The 22,012-nt window shown below is 61.5% G+C and carries 28 protein-coding genes; 6 read left to right on the top strand and 22 right to left on the bottom strand.

Annotated features, from left to right (window positions below):
• Positions 1-35: 35 nt before the first annotated feature.
• The 4 genes from ABFK29_RS17170 to ccrA form a co-directional block, all read right to left on the bottom strand.
• The gene (locus ABFK29_RS17170) at positions 36-674 is read right to left on the bottom strand and encodes an acyl-homoserine-lactone synthase (RefSeq protein ID WP_005858901.1); all 639 of its coding nucleotides are present in this window, start codon (positions 672-674) and stop codon (positions 36-38) included.
• A 160-nt stretch (positions 675-834) separates the two neighbouring features.
• Positions 835-1,563 (bottom strand): autoinducer binding domain-containing protein, encoded by a 729-nt coding sequence (locus tag ABFK29_RS17175; protein WP_157136477.1) that lies wholly within the window; start codon positions 1,561-1,563, stop codon positions 835-837.
• The gene (locus ABFK29_RS17180) at positions 1,502-1,708 is read right to left on the bottom strand and encodes a hypothetical protein (RefSeq protein ID WP_005858905.1); all 207 of its coding nucleotides are present in this window, start codon (positions 1,706-1,708) and stop codon (positions 1,502-1,504) included. Before ABFK29_RS17180 ends, ABFK29_RS17175 begins: the two co-directional genes overlap by 62 nt.
• A gap of 238 nt (positions 1,709-1,946) precedes the next feature.
• The gene (gene ccrA / locus ABFK29_RS17185) at positions 1,947-3,233 is read right to left on the bottom strand and encodes a crotonyl-CoA carboxylase/reductase (protein WP_040604556.1); all 1,287 of its coding nucleotides are present in this window, start codon (positions 3,231-3,233) and stop codon (positions 1,947-1,949) included.
• A 435-nt stretch (positions 3,234-3,668) separates the two neighbouring features.
• Between ccrA and ABFK29_RS17190 the strand changes: the two genes are divergently transcribed.
• The 3 genes from ABFK29_RS17190 to deoD all read left to right on the top strand — a co-directional run bounded on the left by ABFK29_RS17190 (position 3,669) and on the right by deoD (position 7,012).
• The gene (locus ABFK29_RS17190) at positions 3,669-5,669 is read left to right on the top strand and encodes a protein meaA (protein ID WP_005858909.1); all 2,001 of its coding nucleotides are present in this window, start codon (positions 3,669-3,671) and stop codon (positions 5,667-5,669) included.
• 304 nt (positions 5,670-5,973) lie between these two features.
• A complete protein-coding gene (locus tag ABFK29_RS17195) occupies positions 5,974-6,282 on the top strand; it encodes an H-NS family nucleoid-associated regulatory protein (protein WP_040604557.1) in 309 nt (102 codons plus the stop codon).
• Positions 6,283-6,307: 25 nt separating this feature from the next.
• Complete coding sequence (deoD, locus tag ABFK29_RS17200; RefSeq protein WP_005858912.1) at positions 6,308-7,012, top strand: purine-nucleoside phosphorylase; 705 nt, start codon at positions 6,308-6,310, stop codon at positions 7,010-7,012.
• Between the two features lie 41 nt (positions 7,013-7,053).
• Here the strand turns inward: deoD and ABFK29_RS17205 are convergent, their stop codons facing one another.
• The 16 genes from ABFK29_RS17205 to ABFK29_RS17280 form a co-directional block, all read right to left on the bottom strand.
• A complete protein-coding gene (locus ABFK29_RS17205; protein WP_005858913.1) occupies positions 7,054-7,899 on the bottom strand; it encodes an urea carboxylase-associated family protein in 846 nt (281 codons plus the stop codon).
• Entirely contained in the window at positions 7,896-8,663 is a 768-nt protein-coding gene (locus ABFK29_RS17210) for a hypothetical protein (RefSeq protein WP_157136478.1), read from the bottom strand. Before ABFK29_RS17210 ends, ABFK29_RS17205 begins: the two co-directional genes overlap by 4 nt.
• Positions 8,664-8,919: 256 nt before the next feature.
• Positions 8,920-10,362, bottom strand: a complete 1,443-nt coding sequence (locus ABFK29_RS17215; RefSeq protein ID WP_005858917.1) for a tyrosinase family protein — start codon at positions 10,360-10,362, stop codon at positions 8,920-8,922.
• A gap of 135 nt (positions 10,363-10,497) precedes the next feature.
• Positions 10,498-10,647, bottom strand: a complete 150-nt coding sequence (locus ABFK29_RS17220) for a hypothetical protein (protein WP_005858919.1) — start codon at positions 10,645-10,647, stop codon at positions 10,498-10,500.
• 174 nt (positions 10,648-10,821) lie between these two features.
• Positions 10,822-11,022, bottom strand: a complete 201-nt coding sequence (locus ABFK29_RS17225; protein ID WP_005858921.1) for a hypothetical protein — start codon at positions 11,020-11,022, stop codon at positions 10,822-10,824.
• Between the two features lie 76 nt (positions 11,023-11,098).
• Entirely contained in the window at positions 11,099-11,377 is a 279-nt protein-coding gene (locus ABFK29_RS17230; RefSeq protein ID WP_005858923.1) for a hypothetical protein, read from the bottom strand.
• On the bottom strand, positions 11,377-12,159 hold the full coding sequence (locus ABFK29_RS17235) for a succinate dehydrogenase iron-sulfur subunit (RefSeq protein WP_005858925.1): 783 nt from the start codon (positions 12,157-12,159) through the stop codon (positions 11,377-11,379). The genes ABFK29_RS17230 and ABFK29_RS17235 overlap by 1 nt, the downstream gene beginning before the upstream one ends.
• 10 nt (positions 12,160-12,169) lie before the next feature.
• A complete protein-coding gene (locus tag ABFK29_RS17240) occupies positions 12,170-12,499 on the bottom strand; it encodes a hypothetical protein (RefSeq protein WP_347099706.1) in 330 nt (109 codons plus the stop codon).
• A complete protein-coding gene (locus tag ABFK29_RS17245) occupies positions 12,487-12,792 on the bottom strand; it encodes a hypothetical protein (protein WP_005858929.1) in 306 nt (101 codons plus the stop codon). The genes ABFK29_RS17240 and ABFK29_RS17245 overlap by 13 nt, the downstream gene beginning before the upstream one ends.
• Entirely contained in the window at positions 12,792-14,594 is a 1,803-nt protein-coding gene (gene sdhA, locus ABFK29_RS17250) for a succinate dehydrogenase flavoprotein subunit (RefSeq protein ID WP_005858931.1), read from the bottom strand. Before sdhA ends, ABFK29_RS17245 begins: the two co-directional genes overlap by 1 nt.
• Positions 14,595-14,661: 67 nt before the next feature.
• Positions 14,662-15,033, bottom strand: coding sequence for a succinate dehydrogenase, hydrophobic membrane anchor protein (gene sdhD, locus ABFK29_RS17255; protein ID WP_005858933.1), 372 nt, complete (start codon positions 15,031-15,033; stop codon positions 14,662-14,664).
• A gap of 12 nt (positions 15,034-15,045) precedes the next feature.
• Positions 15,046-15,435: a succinate dehydrogenase, cytochrome b556 subunit gene (sdhC, locus tag ABFK29_RS17260; protein WP_040604558.1), complete on the bottom strand. Its 390-nt coding sequence runs from the start codon at positions 15,433-15,435 to the stop codon at positions 15,046-15,048.
• A 357-nt stretch (positions 15,436-15,792) separates the two neighbouring features.
• Positions 15,793-16,821 carry a MaoC family dehydratase gene (locus ABFK29_RS17265; RefSeq protein WP_005858937.1) on the bottom strand — a complete coding sequence of 343 codons (1,029 nt, stop codon included), beginning with the start codon at positions 16,819-16,821 and terminating at the stop codon, positions 15,793-15,795.
• Positions 16,821-17,024: a DUF1737 domain-containing protein gene (locus ABFK29_RS17270; RefSeq protein ID WP_005858939.1), complete on the bottom strand. Its 204-nt coding sequence runs from the start codon at positions 17,022-17,024 to the stop codon at positions 16,821-16,823. The genes ABFK29_RS17265 and ABFK29_RS17270 overlap by 1 nt, the downstream gene beginning before the upstream one ends.
• A gap of 4 nt (positions 17,025-17,028) precedes the next feature.
• Positions 17,029-17,574, bottom strand: coding sequence for an NnrU family protein (locus ABFK29_RS17275; protein ID WP_005858941.1), 546 nt, complete (start codon positions 17,572-17,574; stop codon positions 17,029-17,031).
• Positions 17,575-17,612: 38 nt separating this feature from the next.
• Positions 17,613-18,461 carry an HpcH/HpaI aldolase/citrate lyase family protein gene (locus tag ABFK29_RS17280; protein WP_040604559.1) on the bottom strand — a complete coding sequence of 283 codons (849 nt, stop codon included), beginning with the start codon at positions 18,459-18,461 and terminating at the stop codon, positions 17,613-17,615.
• A 10-nt stretch (positions 18,462-18,471) separates the two neighbouring features.
• Here ABFK29_RS17280 and ABFK29_RS17285 point away from each other — a divergent pair, with 10 nt between their 5' ends.
• Positions 18,472-18,675: a hypothetical protein gene (locus ABFK29_RS17285; RefSeq protein ID WP_157136480.1), complete on the top strand. Its 204-nt coding sequence runs from the start codon at positions 18,472-18,474 to the stop codon at positions 18,673-18,675.
• A 107-nt stretch (positions 18,676-18,782) separates the two neighbouring features.
• Complete coding sequence (locus ABFK29_RS17290) at positions 18,783-19,088, top strand: hypothetical protein (RefSeq protein ID WP_157136488.1); 306 nt, start codon at positions 18,783-18,785, stop codon at positions 19,086-19,088.
• Between the two features lie 46 nt (positions 19,089-19,134).
• Here the strand turns inward: ABFK29_RS17290 and ABFK29_RS17295 are convergent, their stop codons facing one another.
• A complete protein-coding gene (locus ABFK29_RS17295) occupies positions 19,135-19,887 on the bottom strand; it encodes a sulfite exporter TauE/SafE family protein (RefSeq protein WP_005858948.1) in 753 nt (250 codons plus the stop codon).
• A 158-nt stretch (positions 19,888-20,045) separates the two neighbouring features.
• Here ABFK29_RS17295 and mdh point away from each other — a divergent pair, with 158 nt between their 5' ends.
• The gene (mdh, locus tag ABFK29_RS17300; RefSeq protein WP_005858950.1) at positions 20,046-21,008 is read left to right on the top strand and encodes a malate dehydrogenase; all 963 of its coding nucleotides are present in this window, start codon (positions 20,046-20,048) and stop codon (positions 21,006-21,008) included.
• A gap of 59 nt (positions 21,009-21,067) precedes the next feature.
• Here mdh and ABFK29_RS17305 read toward each other — a convergent pair whose 3' ends face one another.
• Positions 21,068-21,940 carry a hypothetical protein gene (locus tag ABFK29_RS17305; RefSeq protein ID WP_005858952.1) on the bottom strand — a complete coding sequence of 291 codons (873 nt, stop codon included), beginning with the start codon at positions 21,938-21,940 and terminating at the stop codon, positions 21,068-21,070.
• Positions 21,941-22,012: the final 72 nt, after the last annotated feature.

Raw genomic sequence — 22,012 nt, forward strand, 5'->3', positions numbered from 1 at the left:
GAAGGGTACGCGCGCCACCGTCGAACACGGCAGGATCAGGCGGCGACGAGGCCCGCCTCGTCGATGATCTCGCCAAAGGACAGCTCGAACCAACGCTTTGAAAGATCGGGCGAAATGCCTGCGCTGCGCGAGACATTCGCCTGTGCCTCCGGGGTGAATTCCCACAGGCCCACGGCAATCATGGCGCGCCCTTCCCCTTCCTGGCCGAGGATGTCCGGCGACGATCCGATCCGATTGTAGATGCGTACCATGCGCGCATCGAACACGCCCACGTAATGCTGGATGCCGAATTCCTGCATGACCTCTCCACCGGCCAGCATCAGGGCCGCCGCAACGCCCGGTCCGGCGGCCTTCGAAAGACAGAAACGGGTGCATTCCCAGATCAGCGGGCTTTCGATGCGGACGCCATCCGTCAGGTGAATGAAGTGGTCGTTGACCATTGTCCCGCCCACGGTCGGCAGAAGCCGCATCGAACCGCCGTGCGACCCGTCCTTGTTCTCCCAGATCACGTAAAGCGGATTCTCGTCGTCGTATGCGTCGCGCTCGAAACCGCGTTCGTCGACGTCGACGGCCCAGCCAAGGCGCGTCTTGAACTGGTCGGCGCGGTCGAGGAACATTGTGCGGGCGAGTTTGGGAAACTTGTGCAGGTCGTTGCCGTAAATGTAGCGGATCATGCGTCCATCCTTCGCAGAAAGCGTTGATGGACCGAGCCTGCCGCTCGCGTGGTTAATGGGTTTAGGCGCCGGCGCGCGCGGAATTAACCGATGATTCAGCCACCCGGACGATATCCTTGCGCAGGTGCACGGGCGCGAAGGAGACGCAATGCCCCATTCTTCAGATCACGATCACGCCCCGGCTGAGGGCCTGGGCGACCGCGTGAGTTGTGTTCATCGCCCCGAGTTTGTGGCGGGCGCTTTCGACATAGACCCTCAGCGTGTGTTCCGAGATAGAGAGCGTGTCGGCGGCCTGCGCCCGACTGTAGCCGATGGCCAGCAAGGTCATCGCCTCGATCTCTCTTGGGCTTAGGGGCTGCGCGGGTTCGGGTGTGCGGCCCGGCTCGAACTCCAGAGCTTTGGAATTGAAGGAATGCGCGACGAGGATCAGGTCGCGGCGGTTGCTGATGGTGAACGCCTCCCATTCATCGTCGTTGCAGCTGTGGGACATGGTGAACAGCGCGAACTGGCCGTTGGGGCCACGGATCGGGATGGAATATCCCTGGTTGCCGATGCCGTGGCCAATCGCGTCTTCGAGAAAAGCCCGTGCGGATTTAGAAGACCAGTCGAGGCGTTTCCAGTTCACCGGGTGAAAACGCTGGTAACATCCCTGAATGACCGGATCGATCCTCAGATAGCCTTTCTCTATGTAGTGATTGACCCATTCGAGATCGTAGGTGCCGCAGCCATATTGTTCTCCGGCGCTGTTGACCCAGTGATAGACGATATGATCGACACCATATTCGTCCCTCAGTTCTTCGATCAGAAGCTGGAGATCTTCCAGTCCGTCAGCGGACTCCAAACGTTCGATCAACCCGTCCAGACGCGGCGCGTTTCGCAGAAAGCCCAAGTCCCTTACCCTCGGCAAGTGACGTCATTTCCGCCTGCGCGACGAAGGACGCGTCGTCCAGTTGCGCCGCCAGCGACGGCATGCCGTTGGCGCGCGCAAAGGTTTTCAGGTCGGTCAGTACGTCCAAAATCCAGTCATGTCCCATGGCAAGCCTCACCCTGTGATGGTTAACGATCAATTAAGACAACTCTACCATGTACCCAAGCCTCCGGGTATTCACGGAAATTTCCTCCCCAGAAATAGCGAGGGCACGGTTCGGCAAGGCGCTGTAATTGCTTTGTCTGACCGACAGACAGAAGAACGCCCGCGAACCGTGACCGATTCGCGGGCGTTTCAGCTTGCCCCCGGAGTCTCCTGGACCCCTAGGTTTTGGATGGTCGCGCCTACTTTCGCGCGTCGAGGCAATCCTCGATCGTCCGCAGACCGGTCTTCGGCGCCTGCACGAGAACGGCCATGTTGCCGGGCTTGTGCTCGTTGCGCATCATTTTCATGTGCGCGGCCGGGATCTCGTCCCACGGAAAGACTTCGGACATGCAGGGGTCGAGGCGGCGCTCGATCATCAGGCGGTTGGCAGAGGCCGCCTGCTTCAGGTTTGCGAAATGCGATCCCTGCAAGCGCTTCTGGTGCATCCACATGTAGCGCACGTCGAAGGTGCAGTTGAAACCGGAGGTGCCGGCGCAGATCACCACGATGCCACCCTTCTTCACCACCAGCGTCGACACCGGGAAAGTCGCTTCGCCCGGATGCTCGAAGACCATATCCACGCTGACGCCCTTGCCGGTGATTTCCCAGATCGCCTTACCGAACTTGCGGGCTTCCTTAAGCCATTCGTTGTATTCCGGCGAATTGACCGTCGGAAGCTGGCCCCAGCAGTTGAAATCCTTGCGGTTGATCACGCCCTTCGCGCCCTGGTCCATCACGAACTGACGCTTGCTTTCGTCCGAGATCACGCCGATCGCATTGGCGCCCGCCGTGTTGGCAAGCTGGATCGCGTAAGAGCCCAGGCCGCCCGACGCGCCCCAAACCAGAACGTTCTGGCCGGGCTTTAGCTCATGAGGATGGTGGCCGAACAGCATCCGATAGGCGGTTGCCAGAGTCAGCGTGTAGCAGGCGGCCTCTTCCCATGTCAGGTGCTTGGGCCGCGGCATGAGCTGCTGGGCCTGCACCCGAGTGAACTGCGCAAAGGAGCCGTCGCCGGTCTCGTAGCCCCAGATCCGCTGGGACGGAGAGAACATCGGGTCGCCGCCGTTGCATTCCTCGTCGTCGCCATCGTCCTGGTTGCAGTGGATCACGACCTCGTCGCCCACCTTCCAGTTCTTCACCTTGTCGCCGACTTTCCAAACGATGCCCGAGGCGTCGGATCCCGCGATGTGGTAGTCCTGCTTGTGAACATCGAACGGGCTGATCGGAACGCCCTTCCCGGCCCAGACGCCGTTGTAGTTCACGCCCGCCGCCATGACGAGCACCAGAACCTCGTGGCTGTCGATGTCCCAGGTGTCCACGACTTCGACCTGGAATGACTTGTCGGGATCCCCATGACGCTCGCGACGGATGTTCCACGCGTACATCTTCTTAGGGACGTAGCCCATCGGGGGCATTTCGCCGATCTCGTAGAGGTCTTTTTCCGGCGCGTCGTACTGAGCGATGCCAGTCTGCTGATCCAGTGCCATGGGGGCCTCCTGTTCTAGGTCCTCGGTCGTTAACGGATACCGGCTCTGCAGCGCAGAATCGCGGCGTTGGACCACTGGATACGAGCCGATGCGCAACATTGCAACTTCATTCGACATAGTTTTGAAATTTTATAACCCAGCGGACGCAGAAACTTCTATTGCCACCGCAGAAAACACTGGGAGCGTGCTGTCCCGTACCCAACAGGCGAAAGCCTGAGCAGTGCGCTCCTCCAAATTCTCAGAGAGACGTCGAACAGTGGACGCGGATCGCGCTTGAGCGCACACTTTCCGCGCCAGCAGTGCCGCAACGCGGCGAATTGACAGCGACATATTATTTCGCAATACAGAATGCAAACGTAACAAGATTGCCCACCAGTCTCACGCCACGGCTTGCGCAGGACCCGCGCCGCGGCAGCGCCCACGAAGGAGGCCCCGATGACCGAGACCGCCAAAAGCGACACCCCTATGAGCGCGCCCGCTCCCCAAGCCGACCGTCCCTGGCTGATCCGCACATATGCCGGACACTCCACCGCCGAGGCGTCGAATGCGCTTTATCGCTCCAACCTCGCGAAGGGGCAGACCGGTCTTTCGGTGGCTTTCGACCTGCCTACCCAGACCGGCTACGACAGCGATCACATCCTGTCCCGAGGCGAAGTGGGCAAGGTCGGCGTTCCGGTCTGCCACCTCGGCGACATGCGCATGCTGTTCCGGGACATCCCGCTGGAACAAATGAACACTTCCATGACGATCAATGCGACGGCGCCTTGGCTTCTTGCACTGTATATCGCGGTGGCAGAGGAACAGGGGGCCGATGTCTCAAAGCTTCAGGGGACCGTCCAGAACGATCTCATCAAGGAGTATCTCTCGCGCGGCACCTACATCTGTCCGCCAAAGCCGTCGCTCAAGATGATCGGCGACGTGGCTGAATACTGCTACAAGCATGTCCCGAAGTGGAACCCGATGAACGTCTGCTCCTACCACCTGCAGGAAGCGGGCGCGACGCCAGAGCAGGAACTGTCCTTCGCCCTGGCGACGGCCATCGCGGTCCTGGACGAACTGAAAGGCAGGATCGCACCCGAGGATTTTCCGGGCGTCTGCGGGCGGATCTCGTTCTTCGTGAACGCCGGCATCCGCTTTGTCACCGAGATGTGCAAGATGCGCGCCTTTGTCGACCTGTGGGACGAGATTCTGCAGGAGCGGTACGGCGTCGAGGATCCCAAGATGCGCCGCTTCCGCTACGGCGTGCAGGTGAACTCCCTCGGGCTGACGGAGCAGCAGCCAGAGAACAACGTTTATCGCATCCTGATCGAGATGCTGGCGGTAACGCTGTCTAAACGCGCCCGCGCGCGCGCCGTCCAATTGCCCGCATGGAACGAGGCGCTCGGGCTGCCGCGCCCCTGGGACCAACAGTGGTCCATGCGAATGCAGCAGATCCTCGCGTATGAAACCGATCTGCTGGAGTACGGCGACCTGTTCGACGGCAACCCGGCGGTGGATGCGAAGGTCGAGGCATTGAAGGAAGGTGCCCGGGCGGAACTTGCAAACATCGATTCGATGGGCGGTGCGATCAGTGCGATCGAGTACATGAAGGGGCGCCTTGTCGATTCAAACGCCGAGCGCCTAAACCGGATCGAGCGCGAAGAAACGATTGTCGTCGGCGTGAACCGCTGGCAGCAGACAGAGCCGTCGCCATTGATGGGTGAGGACGGTGGCATCATGACCGTCGATCCCGCGGTGGAGGAAGACCAGAAGGCGCGCCTTGCGGAATGGCGCGACGGACGGGATGCGGAGGCCGTGAAGGCCGCACTGTCCGAGCTCAGGACTGCGGCGCAGAAGGGTGAGAACGTCGTCCCGGCCTCGATCGAATGTGCGAAGGCCGGCGTGACCACCGGTGAATGGGCGGGCGAAATGCGGGCTGTCCACGGAGAGTTCCGCGGCCCGACCGGCGTCTCGCGTGCCGTGTCCAACAAGACCGAAGGCCTGGACGACTTGCGCGCGATGGTGGACGCGGTCTCGGATCGCCTGGGCCGCCGGATGCGCTTCCTTGTCGGCAAGCCCGGCCTCGATGGTCATTCTAACGGCGCCGAGCAGATCGCTTTTCGGGCGCGCGACTGCGGAATGGAGATCGACTACGAAGGCATTCGCCTGACCCCTGAACAGATCGTTACAGCAGCACAACAGGGCGCCCACGTCGTCGGCCTGTCGATCCTTTCGGGGTCGCATATCCCGCTCGTGGAGGACGTAATGCACCGCCTGAGAGCCGCCGGTCTTGGCGAATTGCCCGTGATCATCGGCGGCATCATTCCCGAAGAGGATGCCGTCCGTCTCAAGGCGATGGGGGTTGCCCGCGTCTATACGCCGAAGGATTTCGCACTCAACACGATCATGAAAGACATCGTGACCCTGGTGGACCCGCAGTCGGTCGCGGCGGAGTGAACCACACCGAAATCGCGGACGGCCAAGCCTCGTGCTTGGCCGTTCTTCATTTCAGATGCAGCCAGGAACGGATTTGAATTCACACAACATGCTCACTGGGAAATGACGCTAAATGGCGGCAAATCAAAAAAACGAATGCCGAAATTGTGTCTACCAGCGAATTTCTACCGATCAACCTAAATGCGAAACTCCTTACTTGTTGACGCCTGATTTACCCTGCATAACCTATGCTCGCCTTGCAGTTCCTTCGCACTAGAATTAAGAGCTGCGAGTTACCTACTGCCAACGGATAAAGGACTTGGCTATGAATGTTGATCTTGAGTCTCTTTCCCGTGACGAGTTACAAAAATTGGTTGCCGACGCGCAAAAGGCGCTGAGGACCGTTGATGCACGCCGCATGGCGGAGGCCAAGCGCGCCGCCGAACAGGCTGCAAAGGAATACGGCTTCTCGCTTGAAGATGTGATGACTGCCGGGCCGAAAGGCTCCAAAAGCGCTCCGAAATACGCGAACCCCGCAGATCCTTCGCAGACCTGGACGGGCCGCGGGCGCAAGCCGAACTGGCTGATCGAAGCGCTGGATGAAGGCAAGTCTTTGGAAGACATGGCGCTTTGACGTTCACGCAACCAGGCATTTTACGATGACAATCCACATCGGAGCAGCGCCGGGCGAGATCGCGGAAACGGTCTTGATGCCCGGCGATCCGCTTCGCGCCGAATGGGCCGCGCAGACCTTTCTTGAAAATGCCAAGTGCGTGAATCGCGTACGCGGCATGCTAGGGTACACTGGCACGTGGAAGGGTCAGCGCGTTACGATACAAGGCTCGGGCATGGGAATGCCCAGCCTTTCGATCTACGCGAACGAATTGATTCGAGACTATGGGGCGAAGACTCTGATCCGCATCGGTTCCTGCGGGGCGATGCAGAATAGCGTCAAAATCCGAGATGTGATCGTCGCGATGACGGCGTCCACTCTTTCGACGCCGTCGCGCGGCATCTTTCGAGAATTGAATTTCGCACCTTGCGCGGATTTCGGCCTACTGGAAAAAGCCGTTACCGCTGCACGCGGCAAAGATTGTGGCGTGCATGTCGGCGGGATCTATTCTTCGGATGTTTTCTACGACGAACGGCCGGATCTGAATGAGCAGATGGTCCGTCACGGCATACTCGGTGTCGAAATGGAAGCGGCAGAGCTCTACACGCTTGCGGCCCGACACGGTGTGCGGGCTTTGGCGGTTCTGACTGTGTCCGATCACCTTCTGACCCATGAAGCGTTGCCCTCCGAGGATCGAGAGCGCAGTTTTGGCGACATGGTCGAAATCGCGCTGGAAGCCGCGTTTTCCTGAACAGAGAACCCACCCGGGACATTTTTAGAACCGGGTGGGTGTCACCGCCCGTGGCTGCGATCATATCCGTTTGGCGCAGGCGCAGCCCATCCGTTAAGACTGGTTTCGTCAGGCGACAGGATCTCGACCCCCAGAGGCGCACAGCGTGCCGTGTCCGAACTGTGCTCCGATCCGCAATCCCCTCCAGGACAAGCGCTGAGCGCGCCAAGCAAGTCGATTTCTGCGAAGAAGGTCAGAAAATCCCCGGGGCGCACAGGGGAGGCCTTCATGAAATACTGTCCGGTATCGTGGGTGAACCCCGTACACATGAAGACGTTCAGGACGTCATGCACATGCCGTTCAGCTTCAATCAGGTCCAAATTACGGGCGTTGGCCAAAGCGCGAGTCAGATTGGAATGGCAGCAATGGTGATATGCGCCGCCGGACAGCAGCGCATGGGTGTAGGGATCGCACCGCGTGCCGATCACGTCATGGACCGATCCGCCAAAGCTGTCGATGCCGTACCAGTCCAATGTGTCCTCGACGATGGTCGCCATCGGCCGCAGGTGAGGCAGCGCAGACCAGAGCCGGTCACCCGTCGAGACGTGCGTTCCATGCAGCGCCCGCGTCTTGCCAGAGAAGAAGCGTTCCGACAGATCGTTGGCGTTCCACAGGTTCAGGTCGCCGACCTGCGGGGCTTCGGTGCAGGTGATGCGGAAGAAATGGCCGGCGGGCACCTCGAAGGTGCAAGCGTCACGCGGGGGAGCGGTGACACGATGCGTCACCTGGGCGGATCCCAAAGCCTTTCGATAGAGCGCAAGGTCGGGGTGTGGCAGCGTCTCTGTCGGATAACAGATGACTGGCGGGACGGCGCGGCGATCCTCTGCATCAATGGGCGTGTTCATCATGTCCCTTCGGTTTCGTGGCGCCTGCGCCACTTTCGTGCGTAGTCGGACGGCTCGCCAGGTTTTGTGCGGGCGGCTGCTTCGCGTTCTGCCGTCTCTTCCGGCGTCTCGGCGCGGATGTCTGCATGTGGTGGCGTAAGCCGGCGCTCGAATGGGACCACCTGAACCATCGGCGTTCCGGCTGGCAGAAGAACCTGCTCTTCAGCAGCGATCCATCGGAACGGGATGTCCACGGGTTTTTGCAACACGTCGCAGTCGACCACCGCATCGAAGATACGGAAGGGCAGTTCGAAATGGTTCAGCGGATGCAGAAAGGCAGCTGACCACCCCGGCGGCAACTTGACCCGCCACGGATTGACGAACTTCAGCGGCAGAGCATCCTGAAACGGGGGACTGTCCGCGCCAATTTGCGCAGGGTTCATCAATTCGACCGGGGCGAACGGCACGTTTTCGGGCCACTGGAAGATCAATTGTCCTTCCTCGTCGCGCCCCACCCCCAGGTCGAACGGCGTGGGAAGCACCCACCCCAAGGCGAAGGCGTCATGCACGGGCAAGCAGGCGCTCATGGTTTTCCACGGCTGCCCCTCGGCACCCGGCATGTCCAGCTCCATCGGCAGCTTGCGGAACCAGTCGGGGACATGTTGCGCGGCAGGCGTCGGGAACGGGATATGGCCCGCGAGGTCCGGCGGACAGACGAAGGAAAGCTCTGTCGGCTCGTCGTTTTCGGTCTCTGGACTGGTCATTGGCTGTGTTCCCGGCGATAGCATTCGCGTGGGCGTTCTCCCCGCGGCAGGCTTACCGTGGCGCCACAATGCACGCATGTCCACCGCACGTCGTCGTTGCTGCGGAACTCACGCCAACGACAAAGACGTGTCTCGGGTCGGTTGAAGATCAGCAGCAGGACAAACGCGACGACAAGCAGGATCGGGATGAGCATGCCTTGCCCTATCCCGGAACGCCCACGTGTGGAAGCCCGGGGGGGGGCAGGTCAACACATTGGCCCGCCCCATGTGTGCGCCGAGTCTATTCCTCTACGAACCGAATGTCTCCGACCAGTGGCTCCGCATTTTCGGCAGGCGCGCCCGCCGGGGCGAAGGTGACCTGCGGTGTGGGCAGCCCATCGTTGGCCTCCGACGTCAGGACCGCCATATGGTCGGTCACATCGAAGGCAAAGACGGCGTCGGTCTTCTCCGCCTCCTCTATCGAGGCAGTGGCGTTGAAGAAATGGATCTGGCCCACCAGCCACTCGTCCCGCTGCTCCCGAGCCACGTCCGGTCCGCCAAGGTATACGTCGTAGACGACACCCGGCTGCACCTCTGTCGCGAGTGCCCCGATGACCAGATAGAGACGCTTGTCGGACGGACCTCCGAGCGCAAGGCTCTGCTCTGGCGCGGCGACACGTGCAGTGACAGGGTCCGCCCCCAACTTGACTGGTCCGGTGTCGACGCTTGCGGTCAACGGCACGTCCTCTGCTGCGGCCAGCACAATGGGCGCAGTTTCGGTCAGCTTGTCGCGCTCCACCATGGCGGTCAAAGGCGCAGGCTCGGGGACAAGGTCCTGGTAGGTATAGCCCAATTCCTCTGTCGTCGTGACGCTGCCGGACGCCACCGAAACAAGCTGGTTCTCGACGGGATCGTAGAACTGGAACGCCTGATCGGTCCACGTAGCATCGGTCGGGTTCGCTCCGCCTGCCGCGTTCCAACTGGCCCAGCAACGGTCAATCTGCGCGTGATGCACCCAGAACACCGGGTCGTTTGCAGCGGTCGGCACGTTGCCCATGTTCGTGGTCGTGCCCACCATGACGTGCACGGCGCCATGTGGATTATTGTCCAGTGTCCGGTTGAACCCGATCTGGCCAAGGTACGCAGTGCGCGACATGAAGGCTGTCGACAAGCCATTCATCACCGCGGTGCCATCGTTGATCCCCGGGTTGCGGTCGGCGACGAACAACGGGGATGCCGGATCGCGAAACTCCTCAGGAATGGCAAGGCTCGCAGGGTCGGAGTAGTTCCAGTAGGGCAGCGTGAAATCATCCTCGCCGGACACCTGCCGCACGATCTTTTCGAGGTAGAGCACGTACATCCTGTGCCACGGCACGAAGAAATCGGACTGGCTTGCCCAAGTGATGTGACCCCGGCAGGTGTTCCACATCGCCTCTGCCGCCATCTTCTCGGGCGAGGCATCCGGTCCATAGATCCGGTCGATCGCCGCAGCCTTCTGCTCGTCCATCCAATGCGTGAAGAACTGAAATTGCCAGGACGTCGGGTCGGAGGGATCCCGCGTCTTCATCTGGCCCACGGCATTCGCGTAAATGCCAAGCATCTCCTTGCCCTCGGGAGACGCGGCGTCGTAGCGCGTCCGCATGTACTGGGCGCGCGCGCCGTTTATCCATGTGGCGAAGGGTACGGTTGTTGCGAACAGCCCTGCGGATCCGAGCGACAAGGCCCGTCTGCGTGTCATCGTCATTGAAAATGCCTCCCTGAAAATAGGTGAGGCAATCATGCCACGAAACGCTGAAAAATTCAACGCAGAGGTGTATCGGCCCTTTACGCCACGCGCCGAGATTAGGTCCGCGCGTGACGCCTGGCCGAATATGTCATGTCAGCTTGCCAGCGGCAGGTCTTCGTATTCCGGGGTCAACGCGACAAGGCGCTTTTCGGGCATGTAGTAGGACCATGCCTCATCGAGGGCGGCCAGCGCGGCCTGGGCCTTTGTGGGTTGCTGCTCTTTCAGGGGGCGGACGTTCGCCATGGGAATGACCTTTCTTGTCGTGGTTCCTCCCGTGGCCCCAGATACGCCTGCTGCACTGCAGCGACATCCCCCTTTTGGTCAAACACGCCATGCACAGAGGGCATGGCCTTGATCGGGAACGAAAAAGGGTGCCGCAAGGGCACCCTCATGGTCTTGTGACGTCAGGCCGGATTTCTAGTCACGACCCAACGCAAACCGCATCGCCGATTTCGGACAGTCGTCGAAGCGCGCCGGCCCCGGGTGAGGGACCCTTCTCGACTCGGGTCTAAGGCGCACGACGTTGCCGTCGCGCACCATGCTTTGGCGGGCGTCGGTCTGCTTGTCTTGCGTGTTGTCTTGATGGCCCCCGGAGAGGCCGTCGCGGATCACGTCCATCGAAACTCTCCCTTCCAGATTGTTGGACCAGTATAACATCTTCGGCGGCACAGGTCATGACTCAAGTCAACGTGCGTCACCGTTTCGACAGCTCCTTGTCGAGAAGCGCCAAAAAAGCCGCCCGAGGATCCTCACCAGAGCCCTCCTGCCAGCCATCCCCAAATCTTTGCTGTGTTTCCTTGTCTTTCAGGAGAACCGCCATTTGGGCCGCAGAGCGAAGAAGTTCGGCATACCACCATGCGAACCTGCTCTCACCCAAGGCCACCCTGTTCAGGTAATGCATCCGCGCGGCCATCGCCCGAAGCAGCTCTGCCAGCTCCTCCGGACTGTTGTAGGCGCGCGGATCCTCGGTCATCAGACGGCGCGTTCCAGCATCATCTTCTTGATCTCTGCAATGGCCTTCGCAGGGTTCAGACCCTTCGGGCAGGTTTTCGTGCAGTTCATGATTGTGTGGCAGCGGTACAGCTTGAAAGGGTCTTCCAGCTGATCAAGGCGTTCGCCCGTGGCTTCATCCCGGGAATCGATGATCCAGCGATAGGCATGCAGAAGCGCTGCGGGGCCAAGGTACTTGTCGCCGTTCCACCAATAAGACGGGCAGGACGTGGAGCAGGACGCACACATCACGCATTCATAGAGGCCGTCGAGCTTCTTGCGATCCTCGATGGACTGCCTCCACTCTTTGGCCGGGCGGTTGGTCTTGGTCTCCAGCCAAGGCATGATGGAAGCATGCTGGGCATAGAAGTGCGTCAGGTCAGGGATCAGGTCCTTGACCACCGGCATGTGCGGCAGCGGGTAGATCTTGACCTCATCGCCGTCGATCTCGTCGAGACCGTAGATGCAGGCCAGCGTGTTGATGCCGTCGATGTTCATGGCGCAGGACCCGCAGATCCCCTCGCGGCACGAGCGGCGGAAGGTCAGCGTCGGGTCGACCTCGTTCTTGATCTTGATGAGCGCGTCCAGAACCATCGGACCGCATTCATCCATGTTCAGGAAATAGGTGTCGACGCGCGGGTTCTCTCCGTCGTCGGGGTTCCAGCGGTAGATCTTGAACGCCCGGACGTTGGTCGCCCCTTCCGGCTTCGGCCAGGTCTTGCCGGTGCGGATTCTGGAGTTCTTGGGGAGCGTGAATTGAACCATCTCTCTCTCCTTATCGAAGCAGGGCTGGCAGGCCTTCGGTCGCCAGGCAGGTAACGGTCTCGGGTTTCGAGACGATCTGGGTAACGATCTGGACCGAGCTTTCGGTCGGGCCGCCGACGGTGTCCGCCGCCAGCGCGTAGATCTGGGGTGCATCGGCGTTGTCGATCACGCAGTCGATGGCCGGTTGCACCGGCACCCCGGGAAAACGGTTCACGACCACGCGGGAAACGGTCGACCGTGCGGCTTCACGCGCCACGGCGTCCTGCGCCTGCGGCGTGCACGCGCCAAGCACCAGGCCCAGCGAAAGCCCTGCGACGGCCTTGAGCATCAATTCAGGCAATAGAGCGTTCCCCGATACATTTTTGGAGCGCCCGGCGGGCAGGTGCCGGCGATCCGTGCGCGGTTGCGGTGCGGCGACGGGATATAACCGGCGTAGCCACCACTGTAACGCGAAAGGCAGGCATCGTAAGCGGCCTGATATTCGGCTGCATATCCGCTTTTTGCCCCGGAGAACCCCACGCCGTTCGCGTAGGCCTGGCAATCCTGAACAGCGCTTCCTTGCCCGTAGCCGTTGGCCAATGCGGGTGCCGCGAGGGCGGTGAAAGCTGCGGTGAAGATTGCCAGGTGTCGCATCAGAATGTCCTCGCCTTTGGTGCGATAGTCTTGAGGCTGATCCCACCCTCGTCTTCGGTGGTCAGCGGATCAACAATCACAGGACGATAGGACAGATCGACGGCGTTTCCAGAGACACGCGCCACGGTGTGCACGCGCCACTTGTCGTCGTCACGCTCGGTAAAGTCCTCATGCGCATGGGCACCACGCGATTCCTTGCGGGCCTCGGCCCCGACGATCGTCGCCAGAGCGTTGGGCATGAGGTTCGTCAGTTCCAGCGTTTCCATCAGGTCGGAGTTCCAGATCAGCGACGTGTCGGTCACACGCAGGTCGTCGATCTTGCCGGCAATGGCCGTCATCTTCTCGACGCCGTCCTCAAGCGTCTTCGATGTGCGGAACACAGCGGCGTCGGCCTGCATGGTCTTCTGCATCTCCAGGCGCAGTTCGGCGGTCGGCGTGCCGCCCTGCGCGTACCGCAGGCCGTCGAACCGGTCGAACGCCTTGTCGATCTGGGCTTTGGGCGCGGTAGGGATGGCAGAGTCACGGTCGACCACCTTGCCGGCACGGATCGCCGCCGCACGCCCGAACACCACGAGGTCGATCAGCGAGTTGGAGCCGAGACGGTTGGCGCCGTGCACCGAGGCACACCCTGCCTCGCCCACGGCCATCAGGCCTGGGACCACGGCGGTCGGGTTGTCTTCGGTCGGGTTCAGCACTTCGCCCCAGTAGTTGGTCGGAATGCCGCCCATGTTATAGTGCACTGTCGGCAGAACCGGGATCGGCTCTTTCGTGACATCGACACCGGCAAAGATCTTCGCGGACTCGGAGATGCCCGGAAGACGTTCGGCCAGCGCTTCTGCCGGCAAGTGGCTGAGGTTCAGGTGGATGTGGTCGCCGTCCTTGCCAACGCCCCTGCCCTCGCGGATCTCCATCGTCATCGAGCGGGACACGTAATCACGCGGCGCGAGGTCCTTGTAGGTCGGTGCGTACCGCTCCATGAAGCGTTCGCCTTCGGAGTTGGTCAGATAGCCGCCCTCGCCGCGCGCGCCTTCGGTGATGAGGCAGCCGGAACCGTAGATGCCGGTGGGGTGAAACTGAACGAATTCCATGTCCTGCAAGGCAAGGCCCGCACGCGCCACCATGCCCCCGCCGTCGCCGGTGCATGTGTGCGCCGAAGTCGCCGAAAAATAAGCACGGCCATAGCCGCCGGTGGCGAGCACAACCATCTTGGCGTTGAAGACATGGAAGGTGCCATCGTCCAGTTTCCAGGTCAGCACACCCTTGCAAACGCCGTCTTCCATCAGGAGATCGATGGCAAAGTACTCGACGTAGAACTCGGCGCTTTCTTTCAAAGACTGGCCGTACAGCGTGTGCAGGATCGCGTGGCCGGTCCGGTCGGCGGCGGCACAGGTGCGCTGCACCGGCGGGCCTTCACCGAACTCGGTGGTATGACCGCCGAAGGGGCGCTGGTAGATCTTGCCTTCTTCGGTCCGCGAGAACGGGACGCCGTAGTGCTCAAGCTCGTAAACGGCCTTCGGTGCCTCGCGGGCGAGGTATTCCATGGCGTCGGTGTCGCCCAGCCAGTCGGACCCCTTTACCGTGTCGTACATGTGCCACTGCCAGTTGTCGGGTCCCATGTTGGACAACGACGCGGCGATGCCACCCTGCGCGGCGACGGTGTGCGACCGGGTCGGGAAGACCTTGGTCACGCAGGCGGTCTTGAGTCCCTGCTCTGCCATGCCCAGCGTGGCGCGCAGTCCGGCGCCGCCGGCACCCACAACAACGACGTCGTAATCGTGCGTCTCGTATTCGTATGCAGCCATGTGTCAGCCTCGTGTCTTTGGCGCGCGTCCAGACCGGCGTGGGGCCGTCGCTCCGCCCGAAAAGTCGTTAGAGCGCCAGTCTGACCAGCGCGAACAGCCCCGCCGCGATCAGCACGTAGGAGAACGCCGTCACCGCGACCGCGAGCAGTTTGCCGGTGGTGCCGTGTACGTAATCCTCGATCGCTTCCTGCGCTTCGCCGTTGAAGTGGATCACGCCAACCACCAGCATCAGGGCCGTAATGATTGCCGGGAACGGACGGGCAAAAAACGCCTGTACGTCCTCGTAGCTTCCACCGAAGCCCGAGCCGAAGCTGAAGACGAACAGCGGCACCAGCACGACCAGAGCCATGGAGGTCACCAGCATTCGCTTGTGGAACTGGGTCCCGGTGCGTCCCGACCCGAGGCCCTGAGCGCGCTTGCGATCCGTGAGATATTGCATGACCGTTCCTCCTCAGACCACGATTGCGGTAAAGATCGCCATGACGCTGGCACCGATGAACATGATCCAGCCCATCATTTCGGACGGCTCGATCTCGACCATGTATCCAAGGTCCCAGATCACGTGGCGTAGACGGCCCAGCATGTGATACCAGATAGCCCAGCTTGCCAGCAGCATCAGGACGTCTCCGATGAAACTGGTCAGGATGCCGTTCACCACGGCGTAAGCGTCGGGCGATGTGGCGGCGCAGAGCAGCCATAGAACCAGCAGAGCTGCGGTGCCGAGTGAGGCGATGCCGGTAATGCGCACCATGATCGACGAGATGGATGTCATCTGCGGGCGGTAGTATTGCCCGATCATGAAGGGCGAAAGCGGGCGGTTGCCCCGGTTCACGTCGGCCATGGTCATGTCCTTGCGTTGAATTCCGTTGCCCCCGTTTTAGTGGCTTTTGCTGCGCTGTCACGTGGGCTGCGCGCTGCTAGCTGCGGTTTTTTGGCACAAATAGGCGGATTTTTCCGATTTGTGATCACGGCTTGCAGGGCCGTGATCACACTTTGGCGGTAACGGCGCCGCAGTGCGGCGGCGCCGTTACACATGTCGCGATCATGAGAGATTCGGTCGGGAAAGGGCGTCGGATCACCCCAGTGCAGTCGCGCAACGCCATTAGGTACGGCGACTTACTTCGGCCATCTCACGGCGAGGTAGTGGCCATGCGCCAACAACCTCGACCAAACGGAACCGGCCATGGGCCCGGTGTCGTCAGACCGGCATCAATGCCCAATAGTCGAGATCAAGCAGCACATCCGGAAGGTATTTCCCATCCGGCCCCTTCAGCTCGAACGGACGGCCCCCTTTTGTCGCCACCAGCCTGAGACGGATCGCGCCGACACCGGGCGCGGAGGTCTCTGCCTTGTCCAGCACCTCCGACCATGCCTTGACGGTGTTCCCGGCCAGGCAGGGATTGGCATGCGCGCCGCCGTTCAGCCCGACAATCATCTGCGCGTTGGCAAGACCGTTGAACGACAACGCCCGCGCCATGGAGATGACATGGCCGCCGTAGATCAGGCGCTGGTCCGGCCGGGCGGTGACGTCGAAATGCACCTTCGACGTGTTCTGCCACAGGCGCGTCGCCATCATGTGCTCGGCTTCCTCGATCGTCACACCGTCGACATGGTCGATCTTCTCGCCGATTTCGTAATCGCCAAGGCGATGCGGTTCGCCTGCCAGCGTGTCGTCGTAATTCGTGAAGTCCAACCCTTCGGGGATCACAAGGTCCGCCGGATCCAGCACCGATTTCAGGTCCGGCAAGACGGCATCCGGTGCGGGCGCGTCAAGGTCGCGCTTTCGCAGCATGACCCAACGCTTGTACTCCATCACGCATTCGTCGCGTTGATTGAAGCCTTTGGAGTGGACGTAGACCACACCCGTACGGCCATTCGAGTTCTGCTTCAGACCGATCACTTCCGACGACGCGCGGAGCGTGTCGCCCGGCCAAACCGGCTTAAGCCAACGCCCTTCGGCATAGCCGAGGTTTGCGACGGCATTCAGCGACACGTCCGGCACCGTCTTGCCGAAGACGATATGAAACGCAGCAAGATCGTCCAGCGGCCCACCCGGCAGACCGCAAGACCTTGAGAACTCGTCCGAGGAATAAAGCGCGTGGCGCATCGGGTAGAGCGCGTGATACAGTGCACGCTCACCTCCCGACACGGTGCGTGGCACTGCGTGGTCTATGACCTGCCCGACTTTGTAGTCCTCGAAGAAGCGTCCGGGATTGGTCTTCTGCATCAGTACGCTCCCAACTTGATGTCGGGGGCATAGGTGCCGTCCACCTCCTTCACGACCGCCTGGCCACAGCGCATGACCCCGTTGGCCGCGTCGAAGGCATAGGTCGGCGTGCCGTAAAGCTCCCAGCCGGCATTCAGCGCGGCCGTGACCTTGTGGCAGAAGGCCGAGGTATCGTCCTCGGACAAGAAGCGGTAAAGTTTCATGAGGTTACCCGAATGCAGGTGGGCCGATCAGCCCATGGACATAGCCGATCACAACGAGCAGCACGAGAGAGATCGCCATAAACATGGCGTCCTTCGCGATGCTGCCTTTGGACGGAGCGACCCAACCGGGTTCGGCACGGTTGATGACGATCATCTCCACGACGGCCCAGAGGCCCAGACCGCCGAACAGGACGAAGGACGGAACGTCACCGTTCACCAGCAGGTGCGCCAGAGTCCAGAGAAGGAACCCCAGGAGCATCGGGTGGCGCAATTTGTAGAACAGTGCACCCTTTTTCGGTCCCGGCGACGTCAGGTACAGAGCAAAGAGCATGATGAGGTTGTTGATCCCGACCGTCGCCGGGTGACGCCCCCAAAAGAATGCACCGTCGGCCATACGGTAGCCGAAGATCATGAGAAGAATGGAGGCGACGAGCGCGAGCGCGACAACCCCCTTGCCCTTGTTGCCCATGGGCTCTCGTACGCCCGGTGCGATGCGTTTGAAGAGGTGCGCGGCCCACCAGAGCGCAACACCCAGAATCAGCAGAAGCATGGTTAAGTTCCTCGTCCTGGTCGGTGCGCACCCTGCCCTTATCCAGCGAGCGCAGCAATGGCCTGCGCCTTGGCGAGGGTCTTCTTCGCGGTCTCGACGTGCAGGTTCTCTACGATCTTGCCATCCACCACCGCGACGCCTTGCCCCTGGGCTTTCGCGTCTTCGAAGGCCTCGATCTGGCGGCGGGCGAGGTCGATCTCCTTCTCGTCTGGCGCGAAGGCGGCATTGGTGATGTCGACCTGTGCGGGGTGGATCAGCGTCTTGCCGTCCATACCCATGTCACGGCCCTGTGCGCATTCGGCCTTCAGTCCGTCGTCGTCCTTGAAGGCATTGTAGACGCCATCGACTACGACCTTCCCGAACGCCTTCGCCGCCAGCACACAGAGCCCCAGACCGGTGATCATCGGCAGGCGGTCCGCGCGGAAGCGCGCGTTAAGTTCCTTTGCAAGGTCGTTGGTGCCCATGACCATGCCCTGCAGACGGGGATGCGCGCCGATGTCCCTGGCATTAAGCATGCCCATGGGCGTCTCCATCATTGCCCAGAGCGGCTTGTCGGTGATCTCCGCCAACCGGTCGAGCTGCGCGGGGGTCTCCACCTTGGGCAGGAGGATTGCGTCACAGTTCATCGCGGTCGCCGCCTTCGCGTCATCCAGCCCCCATTCCGTGTCGAGCGCGTTGATCCGCACAATCCGGGTGCGCTGGCCGTAGGACGTCTTCAGCGCATCGGCGAGAGTGGCACGGGCGGCGGGCTTTTCCTCCGGTGCGACGGCGTCCTCGAGGTCGAAGATGATGGCATCGACCGGCATCGAACGCGCCTTCTCGAGCGCGCGCTCCTTGGAGGCGGGAATGTATAGAACGGACCGGAAAGGTCGGGTCGCCATGTCCATCTGAGTCTCCTTGCGCAACTTTATTGCGTTGGGATGCACATTTTTTGCCGGAAAGTTCAAGAGAAAACTCGCTGCATTGCAGAATGCGGTGCGTTGTGAGGCGCGGTTTTCAGGCAATTGGTTCGCATTTGATCCAGCGCGCGCCGCATTAACCGGATTTAAGCCGGTCAAGGCAGAGGATGTTCGCAGGTCGTTCCAATACGACGACGAATGATCGAGGGGCGCTTCCAGACAGGGTCGGCGCCCGGGAACCGAGAGGACTCACACAGCGTTCTCCGTCTGACGGAGCGCAAGAGCCGAAAGGTCAAGACGATGATAACGATGAAATTGGGTCTGCTCTCCGCAGGTTTCATTCTGGGCGCAGCATCTCTCGTAGAGGCGCAACAGCTTCAGCACTGCGCCCCGCGCGAGAAAGTGGTGGAGCGGCTCGCAGACAAATACGGTGAAACGCGCCAAAGCATGGGTCTTGGCTCCAACAACGCCGTGATGGAGGTTTTCGCCTCGGTCGAAAGCGGATCCTGGACGATCACTGTCACCATGTCCAACGGCATCACCTGCCTGGTGGCGTCCGGCCAGGCGTTCGAGGAACTGGCCGAAGTTCTCCCGCCCAAAGGAGACGATGCATGAAGTGAACCGGGCACGATCCTGAACAGTCGTGCCCGTATCGTGGATCTCAGGTCAGCGCGTCCCAGATAAGCTTTGCCCCGGTCAGCGTCAGCGCGACATACGTGATCCCGAAGAAAACCCGCTCTGGCAACATGTGATGCGCCCGAATGCCTATCCACGTCCCGAGTATCGCAAAGGGCACGAGGATCAGATCCAGCATCAGAGTTTCGTGCGTGAAAATGCCCATGAAGGCGTAGAAGAAAGACTTGAAGAGGTTCACGGCCCAGAAAACCAGCACGGTTGTGGCCTGGTAGGACGTCTTCGAAATCCCTTGCCCCAACATGTAGACGGCAGCCGCCGGTCCGCCGGCGTGGCTGACAAAGCTCGTGAAACCGAGAACCACTCCCGACGTCACGCCGGTCTTGGGTCCAAAGCGCATTCCCAGCCTGATGAGACCTGTGGACCGGGCCGCCTGCCAGCCCACGAACAACAGGGCCACGCTCCCGATCAGGAATCTGATCGCGTCAGGGTCGGCCCAGGCCCAGAACAGCGCCCCGAGGATCGTGCCCGGGATCGACCCGACCAGCAGAATCTTCGCCACCTCCCAGTCCCACTTCTTCCAGTAGGCCCAGAGGCTGGTGACATCCATCATCATCAACAGCGGCAACATCAGCCCTACCGCCACCTCCGGTGGCAGCACTAGCGCCAGAATCGAACTGCTCGCGAAAGCGACCCCGGACCCGAAGCCGCCCTTGGAAATGCCTGCGAAGACGACCGCGGGAAGGCAGAAAGCGATGACGGTCCAATTGACCAGTTCCACGCCACTCTCCTCTAAAACGCCGCGCAAACCGGGCTTTAACGCAGCCGTCCCGGGTATGATAGCCCTAACGGCGCTTCGCTGCGGTGCCGCGCTCTTGCGTTGCGTCAGTAAGCGGCGTAGGCAACTGGCAAATTCTAGCAGGACCGGAGATCAAATCCATGGCCAGACCCAAGATCGCCCTGATCGGCGCGGGACAGATCGGTGGCACACTTGCCCACCTTGCTGCAATGAAGGAACTCGGCGACGTCGTCCTCTTCGACATCGCCGAAGGCATCCCCGAGGGCAAGTCCCTCGACATCGCCGAATCCGGGCCGTCCGAGGGTTTCGACGCCAAGCTGAAGGGCACGCAGGACTACGCCGACATCGCCGGCGCAGACGTCTGCATCGTGACCGCCGGTGTGCCGCGCAAGCCGGGCATGTCGCGCGACGACCTGCTGGGTATCAACCTGAAGGTCATGAAATCCGTCGGCGAAGGCATCCGCGACAACGCGCCGGACGCTTTCGTGATCTGCATCACCAACCCGCTCGACGCGATGGTCTGGGCTCTGCAGAAGTTTTCCGGCCTGCCCGCGAACAAGGTCTGCGGCATGGCAGGCGTGCTCGACTCCGCCCGCTTCCGCCATTTCCTGTCGCTGGAATTCGGTGTGTCCATGAAGGACGTGACCGCGTTCGTCCTGGGCGGCCACGGCGACACGATGGTGCCCTCCCTACGTTACTCGACCGTCGCAGGTATCCCGCTGCCTGACCTGATCGAGATGGGCTGGACCACGAAGGAAAAGATGGACGCGATCGTCCAGCGGACCCGTGACGGCGGCGCCGAGATTGTCGGCCTGCTGAAGACCGGCTCGGCCTACTATGCACCGGCGACCTCCGCCATCGAGATGGCAGAAGCCTACCTCAAGGACCAGAAGCGCGTCCTGCCCTGCGCGGCCCACTGCGACGGCGACCTGGGCGTCAAGGACATGTACGTGGGTGTGCCCACCGTGATCGGCGCCGGCGGCATCGAGAAGGTGGTGAACATCAAGCTCAACAAGGAAGAGCAGGAGATGTTCGACACCTCCGTCAAGGCCGTTCAGGGCCTCGTCGAAGCGTGCAAGGGCATCGACAGCACGCTGGCCTGACGGGCCAGACGCAACACGTCATTTGATGCCGGTCCCTGCAAGGGGCCGGCATTTTCGTGTCAGGGGTCGACGCTCGTCACTTTCGCATAGCCCTCTCCGGTCCACCGCCAAACGCCAAATGGCATGTCCACCCCGCCGACCGGTTGCATCCACAGATCCGGCCACCCCTCGGTCCGATTTGCGCTATCCGCCCAGATCACTGTCCCGACATGCTGCGCGATCTGCCACGCCGCTCCATCCTCGACGATGGCCAGGCTCACGGATGTTCCGGACGCGCCATACATCTCTGACGGGCCGGTCTCGATAGCCAGGAGAGCGACACCCTCGCTCACCGGCAGACGCGTTATGGACAAGATGCCATCGGGTCCGATGACCTCCAGCTGGTCGGCAAGTAGGACGGCCGCCCGCGACACGTCGTCGGCAGACCCCTTCCCTCCGAACATCGGCACGAAGCGGTCGGAAGTCTGCCCCGGAACGGGACGCTCGGTCCCAGCCTTGTCTTCCCCGCTTTTCCGGCACGCGTCTTGCACCCGCACCAGCGCCCTCGACGACCCTTTCAGAGGCAGAGGGAAAGACGCGATACGGCCCCTGTCCAATCCGACGGTCGCCAGAACGCCACGCCCGAGCGCCTCGACCAGAGCATCGTCACGGTCGGCATTGAAGTCAGACGCGGCAATCATACCGGAGATATCCATGTCGAGGGTGTAGGTCGTCCCGCCGATCGCAAGAGAGACGCCCAGCTGCCCGTCGTCCGGCATGTCTGGCAGGGTCATCGCCCATCCCAGATCGCCCGCGTCGCACCTGAGGATGAGGCAGGCTTGGGCTCCGCCGATGGTCGTGCAACCCCGCGCGCCTTGCCCGATACCGTCGCCTTCACCAAGCGCGCCCCAATCTGCCAGCGCCTCCTGCACAGGCAAAATGCCCAGTGCCATTGCAATCACCGCTGATCGACAAAATGCCGAAGCCATTCTCCTGCACGCTCCCCATAAATCGCTCTCAGCCTA

The sequence above is a fragment of the Sagittula stellata E-37 genome (assembly GCF_039724765.1).
Taxonomy (GTDB): Bacteria; Pseudomonadota; Alphaproteobacteria; order Rhodobacterales; family Rhodobacteraceae; genus Sagittula; species Sagittula stellata.

Bases quoted from the DNA above. Each gene is read 5' to 3' on its own strand.
- ABFK29_RS17210 (WP_157136478.1), bottom strand. From the start codon at position 8,663: ATGCTATCGCCGGGAACACAGCCAATGACCAGTCCAGAGACCGAAAAC.
- ABFK29_RS17220 (WP_005858919.1), bottom strand. From the start codon at position 10,647: ATGGCGAACGTCCGCCCCCTGAAAGAGCAGCAACCCACAAAGGCCCAG.
- ABFK29_RS17180 (WP_005858905.1), bottom strand. From the start codon at position 1,708: ATGGGACATGACTGGATTTTGGACGTACTGACCGACCTGAAAACCTTT.
- sdhA (WP_005858931.1), bottom strand. From the start codon at position 14,594: ATGGCTGCATACGAATACGAGACGCACGATTACGACGTCGTTGTTGTG.
- deoD (WP_005858912.1), top strand. From the start codon at position 6,308: ATGACAATCCACATCGGAGCAGCGCCGGGCGAGATCGCGGAAACGGTC.
- ABFK29_RS17205 (WP_005858913.1), bottom strand. From the start codon at position 7,899: ATGATGAACACGCCCATTGATGCAGAGGATCGCCGCGCCGTCCCGCCA.
- ABFK29_RS17190 (WP_005858909.1), top strand. From the start codon at position 3,669: ATGACCGAGACCGCCAAAAGCGACACCCCTATGAGCGCGCCCGCTCCC.
- ABFK29_RS17195 (WP_040604557.1), top strand. From the start codon at position 5,974: ATGAATGTTGATCTTGAGTCTCTTTCCCGTGACGAGTTACAAAAATTG.
- ABFK29_RS17225 (WP_005858921.1), bottom strand. From the start codon at position 11,022: ATGGACGTGATCCGCGACGGCCTCTCCGGGGGCCATCAAGACAACACG.
- ABFK29_RS17275 (WP_005858941.1), bottom strand. From the start codon at position 17,574: ATGCTTCTGCTGATTCTGGGTGTTGCGCTCTGGTGGGCCGCGCACCTC.
- ABFK29_RS17215 (WP_005858917.1), bottom strand. From the start codon at position 10,362: ATGACGATGACACGCAGACGGGCCTTGTCGCTCGGATCCGCAGGGCTG.
- ABFK29_RS17270 (WP_005858939.1), bottom strand. From the start codon at position 17,024: ATGAAACTTTACCGCTTCTTGTCCGAGGACGATACCTCGGCCTTCTGC.
- ABFK29_RS17290 (WP_157136488.1), top strand. From the start codon at position 18,783: ATGAAATTGGGTCTGCTCTCCGCAGGTTTCATTCTGGGCGCAGCATCT.
- ABFK29_RS17245 (WP_005858929.1), bottom strand. From the start codon at position 12,792: ATGCGACACCTGGCAATCTTCACCGCAGCTTTCACCGCCCTCGCGGCA.
- sdhC (WP_040604558.1), bottom strand. From the start codon at position 15,435: ATGGCCGACGTGAACCGGGGCAACCGCCCGCTTTCGCCCTTCATGATC.
- mdh (WP_005858950.1), top strand. From the start codon at position 20,046: ATGGCCAGACCCAAGATCGCCCTGATCGGCGCGGGACAGATCGGTGGC.
- sdhD (WP_005858933.1), bottom strand. From the start codon at position 15,033: ATGCAATATCTCACGGATCGCAAGCGCGCTCAGGGCCTCGGGTCGGGA.
- ABFK29_RS17230 (WP_005858923.1), bottom strand. From the start codon at position 11,377: ATGACCGAGGATCCGCGCGCCTACAACAGTCCGGAGGAGCTGGCAGAG.
- ABFK29_RS17265 (WP_005858937.1), bottom strand. From the start codon at position 16,821: ATGCAGAAGACCAATCCCGGACGCTTCTTCGAGGACTACAAAGTCGGG.
- ABFK29_RS17235 (WP_005858925.1), bottom strand. From the start codon at position 12,159: ATGGTTCAATTCACGCTCCCCAAGAACTCCAGAATCCGCACCGGCAAG.
- ABFK29_RS17170 (WP_005858901.1), bottom strand. From the start codon at position 674: ATGATCCGCTACATTTACGGCAACGACCTGCACAAGTTTCCCAAACTC.
- ccrA (WP_040604556.1), bottom strand. From the start codon at position 3,233: ATGGCACTGGATCAGCAGACTGGCATCGCTCAGTACGACGCGCCGGAA.
- ABFK29_RS17305 (WP_005858952.1), bottom strand. From the start codon at position 21,940: ATGGCACTGGGCATTTTGCCTGTGCAGGAGGCGCTGGCAGATTGGGGC.
- ABFK29_RS17280 (WP_040604559.1), bottom strand. From the start codon at position 18,461: ATGGACATGGCGACCCGACCTTTCCGGTCCGTTCTATACATTCCCGCC.